Annotated in this window: 15 protein-coding genes; 5 read left to right on the forward strand and 10 right to left on the reverse strand. The window is 49.3% G+C overall.

From position 1 onward, the window contains the following. Positions 1-2: 2 nt before the first annotated feature. From A9180_RS01745 to alsR, 8 genes are all read right to left on the reverse strand, one after another. Positions 3-278 (reverse strand): YtcA family lipoprotein, encoded by a 276-nt coding sequence (locus A9180_RS01745; RefSeq protein ID WP_064525658.1) that lies wholly within the window; start codon positions 276-278, stop codon positions 3-5. A gap of 208 nt (positions 279-486) precedes the next feature. Continuing rightward, positions 487-2,472, reverse strand: coding sequence for an alkyl sulfatase YjcS (gene yjcS / locus A9180_RS01750; protein ID WP_064525661.1), 1,986 nt, complete (start codon positions 2,470-2,472; stop codon positions 487-489). A gap of 283 nt (positions 2,473-2,755) precedes the next feature. Further along, on the reverse strand, positions 2,756-3,685 hold the full coding sequence (gene alsK, locus A9180_RS01755; RefSeq protein WP_064525665.1) for an allose kinase: 930 nt from the start codon (positions 3,683-3,685) through the stop codon (positions 2,756-2,758). After that, on the reverse strand, positions 3,669-4,364 hold the full coding sequence (gene alsE / locus A9180_RS01760) for a D-allulose-6-phosphate 3-epimerase (RefSeq protein ID WP_064525668.1): 696 nt from the start codon (positions 4,362-4,364) through the stop codon (positions 3,669-3,671). The genes alsK and alsE overlap by 17 nt, the downstream gene beginning before the upstream one ends. A 10-nt stretch (positions 4,365-4,374) precedes the next feature. After that, the gene (gene alsC / locus A9180_RS01765) at positions 4,375-5,355 is read right to left on the reverse strand and encodes a D-allose ABC transporter permease (RefSeq protein WP_064525671.1); all 981 of its coding nucleotides are present in this window, start codon (positions 5,353-5,355) and stop codon (positions 4,375-4,377) included. Beyond that, on the reverse strand, positions 5,334-6,866 hold the full coding sequence (gene alsA / locus A9180_RS01770; protein WP_064525674.1) for a D-allose ABC transporter ATP-binding protein AlsA: 1,533 nt from the start codon (positions 6,864-6,866) through the stop codon (positions 5,334-5,336). The genes alsC and alsA overlap by 22 nt, the downstream gene beginning before the upstream one ends. Before the next feature lie 127 nt (positions 6,867-6,993). Beyond that, a complete protein-coding gene (gene alsB / locus A9180_RS01775) occupies positions 6,994-7,929 on the reverse strand; it encodes a D-allose transporter substrate-binding protein (RefSeq protein ID WP_064525677.1) in 936 nt (311 codons plus the stop codon). 57 nt (positions 7,930-7,986) lie between these two features. After that, entirely contained in the window at positions 7,987-8,877 is an 891-nt protein-coding gene (gene alsR, locus A9180_RS01780; RefSeq protein WP_000083216.1) for a D-allose utilization transcriptional regulator AlsR, read from the reverse strand. A 358-nt stretch (positions 8,878-9,235) separates the two neighbouring features. Between alsR and rpiB the strand changes: the two genes are divergently transcribed. Further along, positions 9,236-9,685, forward strand: coding sequence for a bifunctional allose-6-phosphate isomerase/ribose-5-phosphate isomerase RpiB (rpiB, locus tag A9180_RS01785; protein WP_000716794.1), 450 nt, complete (start codon positions 9,236-9,238; stop codon positions 9,683-9,685). 68 nt (positions 9,686-9,753) lie between these two features. Next, positions 9,754-10,083 (forward strand): DDRRRQL repeat protein YjdP, encoded by a 330-nt coding sequence (gene yjdP, locus A9180_RS01790; protein ID WP_064525680.1) that lies wholly within the window; start codon positions 9,754-9,756, stop codon positions 10,081-10,083. Between the two features lie 147 nt (positions 10,084-10,230). Here yjdP and yjdN read toward each other — a convergent pair whose 3' ends face one another. Together yjdN and A9180_RS01800 are read right to left on the reverse strand one after the other, a co-directional pair. Further along, complete coding sequence (gene yjdN, locus A9180_RS01795; RefSeq protein WP_064525684.1) at positions 10,231-10,674, reverse strand: VOC family metalloprotein YjdN; 444 nt, start codon at positions 10,672-10,674, stop codon at positions 10,231-10,233. A 246-nt stretch (positions 10,675-10,920) separates the two neighbouring features. Then, positions 10,921-11,256: a zinc ribbon domain-containing protein YjdM gene (locus A9180_RS01800; protein ID WP_001300891.1), complete on the reverse strand. Its 336-nt coding sequence runs from the start codon at positions 11,254-11,256 to the stop codon at positions 10,921-10,923. Positions 11,257-11,653: 397 nt separating this feature from the next. Here A9180_RS01800 and crfC point away from each other — a divergent pair, with 397 nt between their 5' ends. The 3 genes from crfC to proP all read left to right on the forward strand — a co-directional run bounded on the left by crfC (position 11,654) and on the right by proP (position 16,522). Continuing rightward, complete coding sequence (gene crfC / locus A9180_RS01810) at positions 11,654-13,882, forward strand: clamp-binding protein CrfC (protein ID WP_064525692.1); 2,229 nt, start codon at positions 11,654-11,656, stop codon at positions 13,880-13,882. Next, positions 13,879-14,757 carry a diguanylate cyclase regulator RdcB family protein gene (locus A9180_RS01815; protein ID WP_064525694.1) on the forward strand — a complete coding sequence of 293 codons (879 nt, stop codon included), beginning with the start codon at positions 13,879-13,881 and terminating at the stop codon, positions 14,755-14,757. The genes crfC and A9180_RS01815 overlap by 4 nt, the downstream gene beginning before the upstream one ends. A 262-nt stretch (positions 14,758-15,019) precedes the next feature. After that, positions 15,020-16,522, forward strand: a complete 1,503-nt coding sequence (gene proP, locus A9180_RS01820; protein ID WP_064525697.1) for a glycine betaine/L-proline transporter ProP — start codon at positions 15,020-15,022, stop codon at positions 16,520-16,522. Positions 16,523-16,624 lie beyond the last annotated feature (102 nt).

The raw sequence follows: 16,624 nt of genomic DNA on the forward strand, positions 1-16,624 counted from the left end.
GATTAGAAAAATGCCAGCCAGAGCAGCATGGCGTAGAGAGCAAAAAGGGCGGTATAAATAATTCCGACAAATGCCAGATTAATATTCGCCCGCTGAATAATTCGCCTCGTGATGAGCGTCAAAATAAGGCTGGCAATAGCGCAGAAAAACCAGCTGGGATAATAAGCGCCAATCACCGGGATCGCCGGAGATAATGAGCATCCCGAAACCGTGAAGACGGGAATTATCCAGGCTGCTTTTTTGAGTTGCATCACCATGCGAGAGAGAACTGTTGGCATAATAAATACATCCTGTCTGCTGCGAACAATATCTGTAGTGAATATCAATATCCATTGAATGCGTCAGTATGGCTATTTTTTTGATGAATAAAAATAGCTTTATTCAGCCACCGCATTCATAACTTATATGTTATGTGTATTAATTTGCAGTATATATTTTTAGAGTAAATACTTTTGGGGGCCTGAGCGCCCCCAAAAGTGAGTGGCATTAATTCGGGGTTACGATATTCACCCACAAATCAAAATTATCCAGACAGGTAATAATTTCTTCCAGTTTCGCACCATTGCCAATAATTTTGGCTTTCTTCGCTTTTACCAGATCGGCCATTTTCGCTTGTCCGGTCAGCACGGCGTGCAGATCTTCACGGCTGATATAGAAAGAGGCATTGGCTTGCGGTTGCAGCGTTTTACGGTAGTTAAGTACGCTATCGTTCAGCGTCAGATTGAGGTTATCGCCATTGCTCATATTGAAGTTCAGGCTGATATTTTTGCCAGCGGCTTTTTCGCTATCGAGACGAACGGCCATAAAGTCGAACAGCATTTCGACCGACATCCCGCGAATGGTGTCCGGGGAACCGGTGGTGCCGTGACTGAACTTATGCACCCCTTCGCGCAGCTCTTTCGCGCCGGTCAGGTAGAAACCGCGCCAGGTGGCGGACTCCGCCTGATAGCCAAGCTGTTCAAAGTTATTCGCTTGCAGATTCTTGGCCACCTGGTCACCCGGATTGGCAGCAATCACCTGTTTCAGCAGTTCTGCTGACCAGCGATAATCCCCTTGCTTGTTCGCTTCTTGCGCCATGTTGATGACGCGTGCGGAACCGCCCAGCGCTTTCACGTAACGTTTGCCCATCTCCACCTGACCATATGGATGCAGGTTTGCCGGGTGGCCGTCGTAATAGCCGAGATAGAAGTTGTACACCGCGCGAGCGTTGTGGCTGACAGAACCGTAATAGCCGCGGCTGGCCCAGTTATTAGCAAGAGCAGGCGGCAGTTTAATCATGTCGCCAATTTCATTCATGGTGTAGCCCTGGTTTGCCAGGTGCAGGGTCTGGTCGTGAATGTACTTGATGGTATCGCGATATTTACCAATATAATCATTGATATGCTTATTGCCCCAGACCGGCCAGGTGTGTGGCATAAACAGCACTTCCGCTTCGTTACCCCACATATCCAGCGTTTCGTTCAGGTACTCGGTCCACTTGCTGGTATCGCGGGTTTTCGCGCCGCGCAGGGTGTAGAAGTTGTGCAGGGTATGAGTGGCGTTCTCGGCGGTACACAGGGCTTTCAGCGCCGGAATATAGAAGTGCATTTCGGCTGGCGCTTCGCTGCCCGGGGTCATCAGGAAGTCAAACTCCAGACCGTCGATGACCATCTTCTCGCCGGTTTTGGTAATGGTTTTGGTTGGTGCGATGATGCTCGGGTCGCCGGTTGCCAGCGTGACGCCGAGGCCGTTACCCACGTTGCCTTGCGCGTTGTGCGGCAGTAACAGACCGTAAGAGTAGAGCGCACGGCGGCTCATAATGTTACCTGCCAGCACGTTTTCACTGATGGCTTCGTCCATAAAGCCTTCCGGAGCGATCACCTGCACTTTTCCGGATTTTACGTCGGCTTCAGAGACAATCCCTTTAACACCGCCATAGTGGTCGGTGTGGCTGTGGGTGTAGATAACAGCAACAATCGGCTTTTGCGGACGATGCTGGAAGTAGAGATCAAGCGCGGCTTTCGCGGCTGGCGGCGTCACCAGCGGGTCGATAACGATAATGCCTTTCTCGCCTTCCACGAACGTAATGTTAGAGATATCCTGGCCGCGCACCTGATACATTTTATCGGTGACTTTGAACAGGCCAGAAATACCGTTGATCTGCGACTGACGCCACAGGCTGGGGTTTACGGTTTCCGGCGCGGCGGCATTAATATCAAATTTGTAATCATCTGCGCGGTAGTAAACTTTGCCGTTGGCATCACGCAAAATACCTTCGTCCAGCAGCGGGGCGATAAATCCACGCTGGGCATCGTCAAAATCCTGACGATCGCTAAACGGCAATGATTTTGCGTAATTCTGATTAACCTGTTGGGTATATTGAGTGGCGGCTTTCGCTTCATCTGTTGCGTAAGCGGTATTTACCATCATGCCGCTGACGGTAGTTAATGCAATAACAATCCTGCTCAAACGGAATAACCGAGAGTTATTCATATAAATCTCCATTTATCATTTATGTCGTAAATATGTAATCCATGCAAAATACGTCATTTAAAGCTGACGTTATCATAATTGGGAAACGACGAATTGAATAAGCAGAAGTGTGAACAGAACAAGCCATTTTATTAGGCATTTGTGCTGATGAGGGAAAACGGCGATAGTTTCATTTTTCTTGTAAATAATACGATGCGGTTTATTCATTTATTATATGTAAATGGTAATGTCGTTAGCACAGCGGGATATTGCGCTACTGTGCCAACGCTTTACTCATAGGGAATTAGCGCAGGGCAGTGTCAGATTGCGATAAAAAACGGTGATGCGCGAATATCGCTGCCCCCTGAGCGCCATTAAAGTCAGAAGACGAGGCGGTAATAAAGCGCACGGCCTGATGCGGCAGTGGACGGCGTAGGTACGTTTGGGTCATCGCAATCAGTGTTTCGTGCGGGAAGGCAGGCATATCCATCACGCCGCCGCCCAGAATCACAGCGTCAGGATCGAACAGGTTTATGCTGGTAGCCATTGCGCGGGCAGCGTTTTCCAGCAGACTCTGGACGAAAGGGACATTTCCCGCATGGACGAACAGATTACTCAACGCATAATTTCGGGGCTGTTGTTCATACCAGCGTTTTAGCGTCAGTCCGGAGCAGACTGTTTCCAGACACCCTAGGTTGCCGCAGGCACAGTGTTGGGTCATATCCCCCAGGGGAATATGGCCCAGTTCGCCTGCCACGCCGTGTGCTCCAGTCCAGGGGGCACCGTTCATCCACACCGCGAAGCCCATACCAGTACCGAGATAGACGCCAAGAACCTGCTGTTGTGTGAGTCGATTTTCCATAACGTCCCAGGAGAGTTGCAGGTTTACGTCGCGGGAAAATTCAACCGGACAGTTCAGCGCGTCTTCAAGTTTACTGGCGAGGCCATGTAACGCTTCCGCTGCTAATGGCAGGTTAGGTGTAGAAATAATGGTGCGCTTATCTTTGCTGACCAACGCCGGAAATCCCATCACCAGACCATGACAGCGAGCGTTAAAATGCCTGAGTTGCTCGTCGAGCATTCCGACGATACCCGCCATCACGCCGGAAGCAATGACTTCTGCAGTACGTTTTTTTTCGCAGTGTAGCGTTTCACCTTCTGCTGTCCGCAGACAAAAACGGATATGCGTTGCCCCCATATCCACGCCCGCAACAACGTTACGCTGTTTTTGCATGAGGCTGTACCTCGCTTTTTGCAGTCAGAATCTGCGCTGCCATTATTTTCCATGCCTCGTCGATATTTTCTGCATGGTTAAACAGCCCGGATGTGCCGACGATAAAGACATCTGTCCCGGCAGCCATCAGTTTTTCGTAGGTTGCCTGGTTGCAGGAACCATCCACCTCGATTTCGTATTCCAGATCCTCTCGTTCACGCCATGCCTTCAGTTCGGCAATTTTATCCAGCATTTCAGGAATGAACGGTTGTCCGGCAAAGCCGGGATCGACAGTCATGACCGTAATTTTATCGGCTTTATGGATATAGTATTTCATTGCCTCAACCGGCGTTTCCGGGTTGAGAATCAGCCCCACTTTCATGCCATGACGTCGGATTTCGTCAATCAGGCGGAACGCCTGACCATTGATGGTTTCCGGATGCAGAGTGATGAAATCCGCACCCGCGCGCGCCAGTTGGGTAATGTAATCTTGCGGACGCGTCACCATCAGATGGCAGTCGAGCGGAATACTTGCCAGCTTTTTTACCTGGCTTACGAAGAACGGCGAGAGCGTCAGATTCGGCACAAAGTGGCCGTCCATAATATCGATGTGAAAGTAATCGGCATGGCTGTCGATAAATTCGATCTGTTCTTTAAATTTCAGCAGATCCATACACATTAATGAGGGGGAGATTTTCATGTTCAATTCCTTACTTACTGATAAGACGGTCAAGGGCGACAGCCGCAATAATTAATCCGCCCATCACCACCAGTTGGTAATAGGTTTGTACCTGCAGAATATTCAGACCGTTGTTGATGGTGCCGATGATCAGGCCGCCAATCACCACAGAGAAAATGCGTCCTTTTCCGCCGAAAAAGCTGGTGCCGCCAATGATGGCGCTGGCAATGGCATAGGTTTCAAACCCCATACCGGCAAGCGGTTCTGCGGCACCGAGTCGTGCCGTTGAGACGACGCCTGCCAGCCCCGCGCAGACACCGGAAATGATAAACACCACCAGGATGTGGAATTTCACGTCAATCCCGGAATAGAACGCCGAGTTTTTGTTGCCACCCAGTGCGTAGATGTTGCGTCCGAGCCGCATACGCGTTGTCAGAAACCAGAGGATGACCGCGACAATTAACGAGAAGATAACGGGGACGGGTATCCCAATCACGCTGGCGGCAAAGAAGTTTACGAAGTCAAACGAGAAGCCGTATACCGAGTTGGCGTCGGAGATCACCAGCGTGATCCCACGGAAAATCGCGTTGGTGCCAAGAGTGATAATGAACGGGTGTAGCCCCGTCCAGTTGACCAGGCAGCCGTTGATCGCCCCCAGTGCGCCGCCAACCAGTACACCGCCAATCACCGCTGCGAGAAACGGATCAACACCTGCCAACATCAGTTTGGCGGTCACCATACCGGAAAGCGCCAGAATCGCGCCAACCGAAAGGTCGATACCGGCAACCAGAATGGCGAAGAATTCCCCCATGCCGATCAGTACCGTCACGGAGCTTTGAACAAAAATCTGGGTAATGTTATTGGTGGTCAGAAAATATTCCGGCGACAGCGAGCCGAAGATGGCGACGATGATCGCCAGGATAAAAAAGGTACCGTATTTATCCCAGAACAGCGCAAAGTTGAACGGTTTCTTCTCGCTCGCTTCGCTTTTTACTCTTGTGGTAAAGCCCATGCCATAATCTCCTCTTCGCTCATGTCATCGCGATTAGTCAGGATTTGCGTCAGTCGTCCTTCGCAGAACACGGCGATGCGGTCGCAGACGGCGATAATTTCAGGTAGTTCAGATGACACCATCAGGATGACTTTTCCGTCGTCTGCCAGTTGGCGCATCACTTTGTAAATTTCGGCTTTCGCGCCGACGTCGATACCACGGGTAGGCTCATCGAAAATGATCACTTCAGGGCTACAGCACAGCCATTTGGAGATCAGCACCTTCTGCTGGTTACCGCCGGAGAGTTCGGTGATGTTCTGGTTTACCGAGTGGCATTTCAGCGCCAGCAGTTCGCGTTGATTTTCAGCGGTACGTTGCTCGTCAACTTCATGAAACAAGCCCATCGCGCCTTTATAGCCGCCGTCTTTCAGACTGCGGCTGATAGCCATGTTCTGAGCGATAGAAAAGTTGGGGAAAAAGCCGTTATCCCGGCGGCTTTCAGTGATGTAAGCCATTCCTTTTTTCACGGCATCCAGGGGGGAACGTGGAGAGATATCTTTGCCATTAAGACGGATTTCTCCGCCAGCGCGTTTATCAACACCAAACAGGCAATTCATCAGCTCAGTACGTCCGGAACCGACCAGCCCGGCGAAGCCTAATATTTCTCCCCGGCTGACGCTAAATGAGATATCCCGGACCTTTTTTCTGTCGCGACTGGTGACGTTTTTCACCTCAAAAACCGTATCGTGCGCAAGGTTGCTGACATTTTCCTTCATCGCGTTAAAACGGTTTTGCAGTTCGCGGCCTACCATCAGACGGACGATATCGTCATTTGACACATCGCTCACCATACCGCTGCAAACGCTGCTCCCGTCTTTCATCACCGTATAGCGGTCGCAAATACGGCGAATTTCCGCTAACTTATGCGAGATATAGACGATGGCCGTACCCTCTTTACTCAACTGATTCATGATCAGAAACAGATAGTCCACCTCTTTATTGGTGAGTGAGGAGGTGGGTTCATCCATGATGATGACTTTGGCGTCGAGCATCAGCGTTTTGGCAATTTCCAGCATCTGCTTGTGGCTGATAGATAAGTTCGCCACCTTCTCATCTAAATCAACTTTCAAGCCCACGCGTAATAACATCATGGCTGCGCGCACACGCATTTCTCGCCAGTCGATAACATTCATGCCGCAGATTTTTTTCGTCAGATGACGACCGATATATAAATTTTCCAGTACGGTTAACTCATCAATAACGCTGAGTTCCTGATAAATAATCCCGATACCAAGTTGTGCCGCTAATTTATGATCCAGGTTGTTATAGTTAATGTTATTAATGGTAATGGTGCCTTTGGTCGGCTCATGTATTCCGGATAACACTTTCATTAGCGTGGATTTACCCGCACCATTCTCGCCTAATAACGCATGTATTTCATAAGGGTAAACCGTTAAATCAACCGATTTTAATGCGTGAACCGGACCAAAGGACTTGCCGATCCCCGCCATCGATATATATGGCGTGGCCATAAATAACCTCTCTGCACTAAATATCGTGTTATTGCCTGATGGGCTACGCTTATCAGGTCTACGTTCAGGTTATTTTGTTGGCCGGATAAGACACTTCATTAGCATCATCATCCGGCGTAATTCAGTTTTATTGAGTGACCAGGATGGAATCGACCAATTTAAATTCCGGTGCTTTATTCAGCGGGATAACCTTGCCAGATTTCTCTGCGTCAACCATCAGCTTCAGCCCTGTTGCGCCGATATCCGCCGGGTTCTGGGCAACCGTCGCGGTCATTTGTCCGGCCTCTACCATTTTGCGGGCTTCCGGAATGCCGTCTGTACCGACGACCAACACTTTGCCCGTTTTTCCGGCGTTTGCGACTGCCTGAGCGACACCCATTGCCATCGTGTCGTTCGCGCAATAGATCGCTTTAATATTCGGATTGCGTTGCAACACGTTGGTGGCGACATCCAGCGCTTTAATGCGGTCCCAGTCGGCAGGTTGGCTGGCGACAAGCTTGATCTGACTTGCTTTTTTGAAGGCTTCGGTGGCGCCATTACGACGTGCTTCGCCGGAGGCATTACCGGCTTTACCCTCAATAATTGCAACTTCCCCCCCTTCGGCACCCAGCTTGTCAATAATGAACGACGCGCCTTTCGCCCCGACGGCAACGTTATCGGTGGTGACAAAACCTTCCACATTGCCGCCTGCTTTTTTCAGGTTATCCATGTCGATTTTTTCATCGAGATTGACCAGATAAATGCCTTTTTTCCATGCGCGAGCGACAGGCATAACCAGATTCACTGAGGATAATGGCGCGAAGGCGATGCCTTTATAATTTTTATTACTGAGATCTTCGAATAGCTGTAGCTGGGACTGAAAATCACCCTCTGATGGCGAAGCAAAAATATCGACGCTGACGCCCAGCGTTTTTGCTTCATCTTCAATGCCTTTTTTCATATCTACCCAAAATGGGTTGGAGAGCGTTTTCAATACGACAGCATATTCGGCGGCAGCAATAGCGCTGGTTGACAACATTAAGCCCACGAGTGTGCCGCTGAAATATTTCAGATATTTATTCATAATAATGTTCTCACGGTAAGGGAAGAAGGAATCCCGCTGTCACGGGATTACCTTTTCTTATTTCAGCGCGCCTGGTGAAAAGAAATCAACAATTGCGCCAGTTTTTTGCATATTAATATTGGCCTGTTCAATATTGAGTTGGGCAACAGAAACAAAAAACGCGTCCAGCAAAGTCAGTTGTAATATTCTTGCCGAGGCATTTCGACCTAATAACGGCGTTTCCGGGGCAGGTGAGCAAATAATATAATCGGCCAGTTTCGCTATTGGTGAATGATAGCTATGCGTTATACAAATAATTTTTGCCCCGTTCTTTTTTGCCAGTTCTACGGCCGCTTTTACATCACTGGTTCGCCCGGAATGGGTCACTACCAGCACAACATCTCCTTCCTGTAACAACGAAGCGGACATCATCATGATGTGAGCGTCCGGATAGGCCTGACAGCGTACGCCAATACGCAAGAACTTGTGCTGTACATCAGCACAGATAGCATTTGATCCTCCGGCACCGTACAAATCCCGCTGTCTGGCCTGATAGAAAAAGCGGGCGGCACGGTGGATCTCATCAACGTTGACGATCGACTGGCCTTCCATAATGGTGCGTAAAGTGATGTTAAATACCTTATTCACCACATCCTGCGGCGCTTCATCAAAAGCCAGCTCGGAAGGTAATACCTGTTCTGACTGAGAAAAATAATCTTCCAGCGCACTGCGTAAGTTACGAAAGCCGCTAAACCCCAACAGCTTTGATACCTTAACTATCATCGCTTCAGATACCGCCAGAGCTTCTGCGACATCTTTAATTGCGGGTGCACAACTCAGGTTACCTGGTTTGAGTAACCACTCCACGATGCGGCTTTCGTTTTCTGTCATCCCTTCCTGCTTCATTCGCAGGTAAGGCGCTAACCCGATACCGTTCGGAAGCGCTGAATCAAACTCTGACTGGCTCATCACGTTCTCTTGTCCTTGAATTGAAGACGCCACTATATCACCACAGCAAGAACAGAAAAGATGCTGGTAGCTTCACAAAAAAATAAAATTTATAAAGTTTGTTTTATTGTGAACAAAAGCGAGTAACTTAAAATATTATTTCATTTAATCACTTTAAAAACATGAGTTTATTTGTTTTTCTTGTTTTTTAGATGATAGAGCTTTCTGGATAGCGAGTTTCTTTAACGCTATTGCGCTGCCGAATTTAACTCTGTAAAACAGGTCAGGAAGGCGGTTTTCATCGATTATGGGTGTTTTTAATTCGTTTACATCACAAATGTTTTTTAACTGTGAAGTTTTGCGCGAGCGGGGAAGATGAATGAAAAAGATTGCATTTGGCTGTGATCATGTCGGTTTCATTTTAAAACATGAAATAGTGGCACATTTAGTTGAGCGTGGCGTTGAAGTGATTGATAAAGGAACCTGGTCGTCAGAGCGTACTGATTATCCGCATTACGCCAGTCAAGTCGCACTGGCAGTTGCTGGCGGAGAGGTTGATGGCGGGATTTTGATTTGTGGTACTGGTGTCGGTATTTCGATAGCAGCGAACAAGTTTGCCGGGATTCGCGCGGTCGTCTGTAGTGAACCTTATTCCGCGCAACTCTCGCGGCAACATAACGACACCAACGTGCTGGCCTTTGGTTCACGGGTGGTTGGCCTCGAACTGGCGAAAATGATTGTGGACGCGTGGCTGGGCGCGCAATACGAAGGTGGTCGCCATCAACAACGTGTAGAGGCGATTACGGCAATTGAGCAGCGAAGGAATTGAGATTCATCCACTATGTGTATGGATGAGTAATGACTAATGTGGATAGAGTTTTTTTCTGAGGTTGGCTAATGAAACGCTATCCGCTATTTCTTTTATTTATCCAGCTCACGCTGAGTGCCGTTCCGGCCCAGGCCGATATTATCGACGACACCATTGGCAATATTCAGCAGGCGATTAACGACGCTTATAACCCTGACCGTGGGCGAGACTATGAAGATTCGCGCGACGACGGCTGGCAGCGTGAAGTGAGCGACGATCGTCGCAGACAGTATGACGACCGCCGCCGCCAGTTTGAAGATCGCCGTAGGCAGCTGGACGACCGCCAGCGCCAGCTTGATCAGGAGCGTCGGCAACTGGAAGATGAAGAGCGGAGAATGGAAGATGAGTATGGGCGTTAGTCGGATTGTTTTTGTCTGATAGCTGGTTAATTCCAGCTTCAGTTTATCCACAATGCTTGTCGCCAGAATCGTCAGTGACTCCTCGACTTCGGTCACTTGCAACAATAACGTCTGTTGGCAAAGCGGGAGGACGGGCCTCCCGGCTGATTATTGCGTTGGTTGTTGTTTGACGACATTAATCATCCACGGTACGCCATATTTATCGGTGACTTTGCCGAAGCCATGCGCCCAGAAGGTTTCCTGCCAGTCCATTTCGATTTTTCCGTGGGCGGCAAGGTTGTCAAACCAGCGTTTCCCTTCCTCGACCTGTTGTGAATCGAGCACCAGCGTAAAGCCGGAGTAGCTGGCTTTTCCTGATGGCATGGCATCACTCATCATTATGTCGCTTCCGGCAATGCGCACGTTAGCATGGGCGATGGCGGTATCGGGAAATTGCATACCAGAAGGGCAGCCCTCGGCGCTTTCCTGCGCTGATTTTGGCATTTCACCGAAGCTGATTTTATAGAGCAGCTCCGCGCCCAATGTGCGTTGATAATAAGCAATGGCGTCGGCACAGTTACCGGCAAAAGAGATGTAGGGACTTAACGGCATGATGGTGACCTCAGTGAAGAGAAGTCAGTTAAGTGTAGTTTGAATTTTGTACAGATGACGAGTAGGCCTGATAAGACGCGCAAGCGTCGCATCAGGCGTTGGCACAGTTGCCGGATGGTGTGGGAATTTGTAGGCCTGATAAGACGCGCGAGCGTCGCATCAGGCATTCGGCACCGTTGCCGGATGCGGCGCGAGCGCCTTATCCGGCCTACCGATTACGTGCCAATATTACATTGAGCAATACAATCAGTTCTTTTTCACGAACTCAGATTTCAGTTTCATCGGACCAAAACCGTCGATTTTGCAATCGATGTTGTGGTCGCCTTCAACCAGACGGATGTTTTTCACTTTGGTGCCGATCTTCAGCATTGAAGAGCTACCTTTCACCTTCAGATCTTTAATGATGGTAACGCTGTCGCCGTCAGCCAGCAGATTGCCGTTAGCATCTTTAACGATCAGCTCGTCACTTTCCTGTGCAGGTTCTGCGTCGTTCCATTCGTAGGCGCATTCCGGGCAGATGTACATGCCGTTATCTTCGTAAGTGTATTCGGAGTTGCATTTTGGGCAGTGTGGTAATGACATGTGGATTTCCTCAAAAGTCAGCGGGGCAAAAGCGCCAAAAAACGGCAGATTGCCGAAAAAGGCCGCAATTATACACAAAATCCCTGAGTTTGTCGGGGGTACTGCTGATTTTAGACGACGATCGTTTTCATTTGAAAGAGACGACAAAAAGAAAATAATCTTTTTGCCTCAGTTTATTATTTGAGATAAGGTTAACTTTATTCTTGTTCTTTTTTTATTTAATTGTTTTTTATCTTTCTGACGTTTTAAATTTGTCGGAAGGGGCTTTGTCATTCCAATAAAAACAATAAGTTAAATATAAACTATTTCCCGCAGTAATTATAAAAGCCGAAAACAGAACTAAAAAACGATCTGGCTAAATAAAAGTAATAAAATTTGCTTTAAGGAAGAACTTTCCATGTGCACACAGACAATATATGAGTTAAGTCAGGAGGCGGAACGTTTGTTACTGCTTTCCCGACAACAGTTGCAGTTACTGGAAAAAATGCCTCTCACTGTACCTGGAGAAGATGCACCGCCACTGACTTTACCCTGGAGTCAGCATAATATCGTCGAGCGTCACGTGATGCTGAATAATGAGCTGCGTAAAATTTCCCGTCTGGAAATGGTGCTGGCGATTGTCGGCACTATGAAAGCAGGGAAATCAACGACCATTAATGCCATTGTTGGCACAGAGGTTCTTCCTAATCGCAATCGCCCTATGACTGCGCTGCCAACGCTTATTCGCCATACGCCGGGACAAAAAGAACCGGTGCTGCATTTTTCGCATGTCTCGCCAGTTGACTGTTTAATCCAACAATTACAACAGCGCCTGCGTGATTACGATATTAAGCATCTGGCCGATCTGCTGGAAATAGATAAAGATATGCGTGCACTTATGCAGCGGATCGAAAATGGCGTCGCTTTCGAAAAATATTACCAGGGCGCCCAGCCTATTTTTCATTGTCTGAAAAGTTTGAATGATTTGGTGCGCCTGGCGAAAGCGCTGGACGTCGATTTTCCTTTTTCTGCTTACGCAGCTATTGAACATATCCCGGTGATTGAAGTGGAATTCGTCCATCTGGCGGGGCTGGAAAGTTATCCGGGGCAGTTAACATTACTGGATACTCCCGGGCCAAACGAAGCCGGGCAACCACATCTGCAAAAAATGCTTAATGAGCAGCTGGCGCGCGCTTCTGCGGTGCTGGCGGTGATGGATTATACGCAACTGAAATCGATCTCCGATGAAGAGGTGCGCGCGGCGGTTATGGCCGTCGGCAAGTCGGTGCCGCTGTATGTATTGGTCAATAAATTCGATCAGCAGGATCGTAACAGCGACGATGCCGAACAGGTGCGGGCGCTGATTTCCGGGACGTTGATGAAAGGCTGTGTTACGCCAGGGCAGATATTTCCAGTATCGTCGATGTGGGGCTATCTGGCGAATCGGGCGCGCCATGAGTTAGCTAGCAGCGGCAGGCTGCCGGATCCTCAACAGCAACGCTGGGTGGAGGATTTTGCCCATGCGGCGCTCGGCAGGCGCTGGCGTAACGCGGATCTGGAGGATATCGACCATATTCGCCATGCCGTTGAGCAATTGTGGGAAGACTCGTTATTCGAACAGCCGGTGCAGGCGTTGCTTCATGCCGCGTATGCCAACGCGTCGTTGTACGCTCTGCGTTCTGCCTCGCATAAGTTGTTGAATTACGCCCAGCAGGCGCGGGAATACCTTGATTTTCGCGCCCACGGCCTGACTGTCGCCTGCGAACAATTACGGCAAAATATCCACCAACTCGAAGAAAACTTGCAGCTATTGCAACTCAATCAGGCGCAGGTGAGCGGTGAGATTCAACATGAAATTGAGCTGGCCCTGGCATCAGCCAACGATTTTTTGCGTCAGCAGCAAGATGAGGTGAATGCCCAGTTAGCCGCGCTGTTTCAACATGATTCGTGGCCATTAAGCGAGATTCGCACTCGCTGCGAGACACTGTTACAGACGGCGCAGACCAAAATCAGCCGGGATTTCACGTTGCGTTTTGCTGAACTGGAATCAACTCTTTGCCGGGTACTAACTGATGTTATTCGTCCCATTGAGCAACGGGTTAAAGTGGCATTGAGTGAGTCTGGGTTTCGCCCTGGATTTGATTTTCCTGTTTTTCGCAGCGCGGTTCCCCACTTCAATACTCGTCAGCTATTCAACGATGCAATATCGCCTCAGGAAATGCCGGATGAGCAGGTCACCCGTTTAGGCGTTGTACGCGAGACTTTCTCGCGCTGGTTGAATCAACCTGACTGGGGACAGAGTAATGAGAAATCTACAAAAAAGGCCGTTGATTACAGTGTGCTACAACGTACGTTAACCGAAGAATTTGACCTCTATTGCCAACAAATGGCTAAAGTTTTAGCGGTTCAGGTCGATGATTCTGTCACGGCAGGGATGAGCACATTTTTCGCTGATTTCGCTGTATGTTTGACGGAATTACACACGCGTTTACGCGAAAGTCTGGCTTTGCGACAGCAAAATGAATCCGTGGTGAAAATAATGCAGCAGCAATTGCAGCAGGCAGCAACAACGCACGGCTGGATTTATACGGACTCTCAGTTGTTACGCGATGATATTCAAACTCTTTTCACGGCAGAACAGTATTGACAAAGACGTTACTGGACGGCCCAGGCCGCGTGCTGGAGTCGGTTCATCCCCGCTTTTTAGTGGATCTGGCGCTGGGCGATGATACCCGCCATCCGCATGCCCATCAGCAGCAGTTTCGTGAACGACTGATGCAGGAGATCCTTGCTCGCACACAGCTTCAGACGTGGGCGAATGCCGGAATGTTAAATGCGTCGCTTAGTCTACGCCTGGCATTGGTGGAAAAACTGGCGGCAATGCTTGACCCCGGTCATCTGGCGTTGACACAGATCGCACAATATCTGGCGTTACTGCAAAAAAGGGATCTCCGCCCACAATCCGCTTTCCCGGAACTCCAGCAGCAAATTACCGCTTTATATGAGTGGTTTTCAGCCCGTTGTCACTGGAAGGAAAAAGCGTTAATGCAACGAGGGTTACTGGTGCAGGCGGGCGAACAGAGCGAGCAAATTTTTACTCGCTGGCGTGCCGGGGCGTATGGCAGTTGGTCGCTGCCTGGACGTTGTTTCATCGTTCTGGAAGAACTGCGTTGGGGGGCGTTTGGCGATGCCTGCCGTCTGGGAAGTCCGCAAGCGGCAGCGTTGTTGCTTGCTGATTTGCGCGTGAAAGCGACGCAATATCTGGCTGAAAGTATCAACGCGGCACCGACTACTCGTCATTATTACCACCAGTGGTTCACATCACCTACAGCTGTAAGCAGTGGGGAACATGCTGACTTTTTAGGTTGGTTGGGTAAGTGGTCCGATGCAGATAAACAGCCCGTTTGCTGGTCGGTGACCCAACGCTGGCAAACTGTTGCGGTAGGGATGCCACGGCTCTGTTCAGCGCAACGTCTGGTGGAGGCAATGGTTGAGGAAATCTTCTCTGTAAATTACGTGTAAATAATCAGTTACATTGGTGAGTGTTTAACGAAATTCATGTGTGAAGTTGATCACAAATTTAAACGCTGGTAGGGTAAAAAGGTCATTAACTGCCCAATTCAGGCGTCAACTGGTTTGGTTGTACAGTTCTTAATCGGAACGTGTAAGTAAACCCGCTACGCTTGTTACAGAGATTGCACCCTGCAATTCCCGCTTCCCTTTTGCGGGCGCCACGTCATTTGTCTGGCGTGTGCGGAAATGGGCTTACTCTGCGAGGATAGCTATGCTGAAAAGGAAAAAAGTAAAACCGATTACCCTTCGTGACGTCACTATTATTGATGACGGTAAACTGCGCAAAGCCATTACTGCAGCATCGCTGGGTAATGCAATGGAATGGTTCGATTTTGGTGTTTATGGTTTTGTTGCCTACGCATTAGGTAAAGTCTTTTTCCCGGGGGCTGACCCCAGCGTGCAGATGGTTGCTGCACTTGCCACCTTCTCCGTTCCCTTTCTGATTCGACCGCTTGGCGGGCTCTTCTTTGGTATGCTGGGCGACAAATATGGTCGCCAGAAGATCCTTGCGATCACTATTGTGATTATGTCGATCAGTACGTTTTGTATTGGTTTAATACCGTCCTACGCCTCTATTGGTATTTGGGCACCGATTCTGTTGTTGATCTGTAAGATGGCGCAAGGATTCTCGGTGGGGGGCGAATATACCGGGGCGTCAATATTTGTTGCGGAATACTCCCCTGACCGTAAACGCGGCTTTATGGGCAGTTGGCTGGATTTCGGTTCTATTGCCGGGTTTGTGCTGGGTGCGGGCGTGGTGGTGTTAATTTCGACCATCGTCGGTGAAGAGAACTTCCTCGACTGGGGCTGGCGTATTCCGTTCTTTATCGCTCTGCCTTTAGGGATTATCGGGCTTTACTTGCGCCACGCTCTGGAAGAGACGCCTGCTTTCCAGCAACATGTTGAGAAACTGGAGCAGGGCGACCGAGAAGGTTTGCAGGATGGTCCGAAAGTCTCGTTTAAAGAGATTGCCACCAAACACTGGCGCAGTCTGTTGACGTGTATTGGCCTGGTGATTGCCACCAACGTCACTTACTACATGCTGCTAACCTACATGCCGAGTTATTTGTCGCATAATCTGCACTACTCCGAAGACCACGGAGTGCTGATTATTATCGCCATTATGATTGGTATGCTGTTTGTGCAACCGGTGATGGGGTTGCTAAGTGACCGTTTTGGCCGTCGTCCGTTTGTGATCCTCGGCAGTGTTGCGCTGTTTGCGCTGGCGATCCCTGCGTTCATCCTGATTAACAGTAATATCATCGGCCTGATTTTCGCCGGGTTGTTGATGCTGGCAGTGATCCTTAACTGCTTTACGGGGGTTATGGCCTCAACGCTGCCAGCAATGTTTCCGACGCATATCCGTTACAGCGCGCTGGCGGCGGCATTTAATATTTCTGTGCTGATTGCCGGTCTGACGCCAACACTGGCGGCCTGGCTGGTGGAAAGCTCGCAGAATCTGATGATGCCCGCGTATTACTTGATGGTGGTGGCGGTGATTGGTTTGATTACCGGCATGACCATGAAAGAGACAGCGAATCGTCCACTGAAAGGTGCGACACCAGCAGCGTCAGATTTACAGGAAGCGAAGGAAATTCTCGTCGAGCATTACGATAATATTGAGCAAAAAATCGAGGATATTGACCACGAGATTGCCGATTTGCAGGCGAAACGTTCTCGTCTGGTGCAGCAACATCCACGTATTGATGAGTAACCTGAAATGGATTGCCTGCTGCGACGTTGTCTTATCAGGTCTACACCCGAACTCTTAAGGTTCACTTAATCTCTGACGCGCATACTCTCCTCCAGATTAACG

Source organism: Escherichia sp. B1147 (assembly GCF_001660175.1).
Lineage (GTDB): Bacteria > Pseudomonadota > Gammaproteobacteria > Enterobacterales > Enterobacteriaceae > Escherichia > Escherichia whittamii.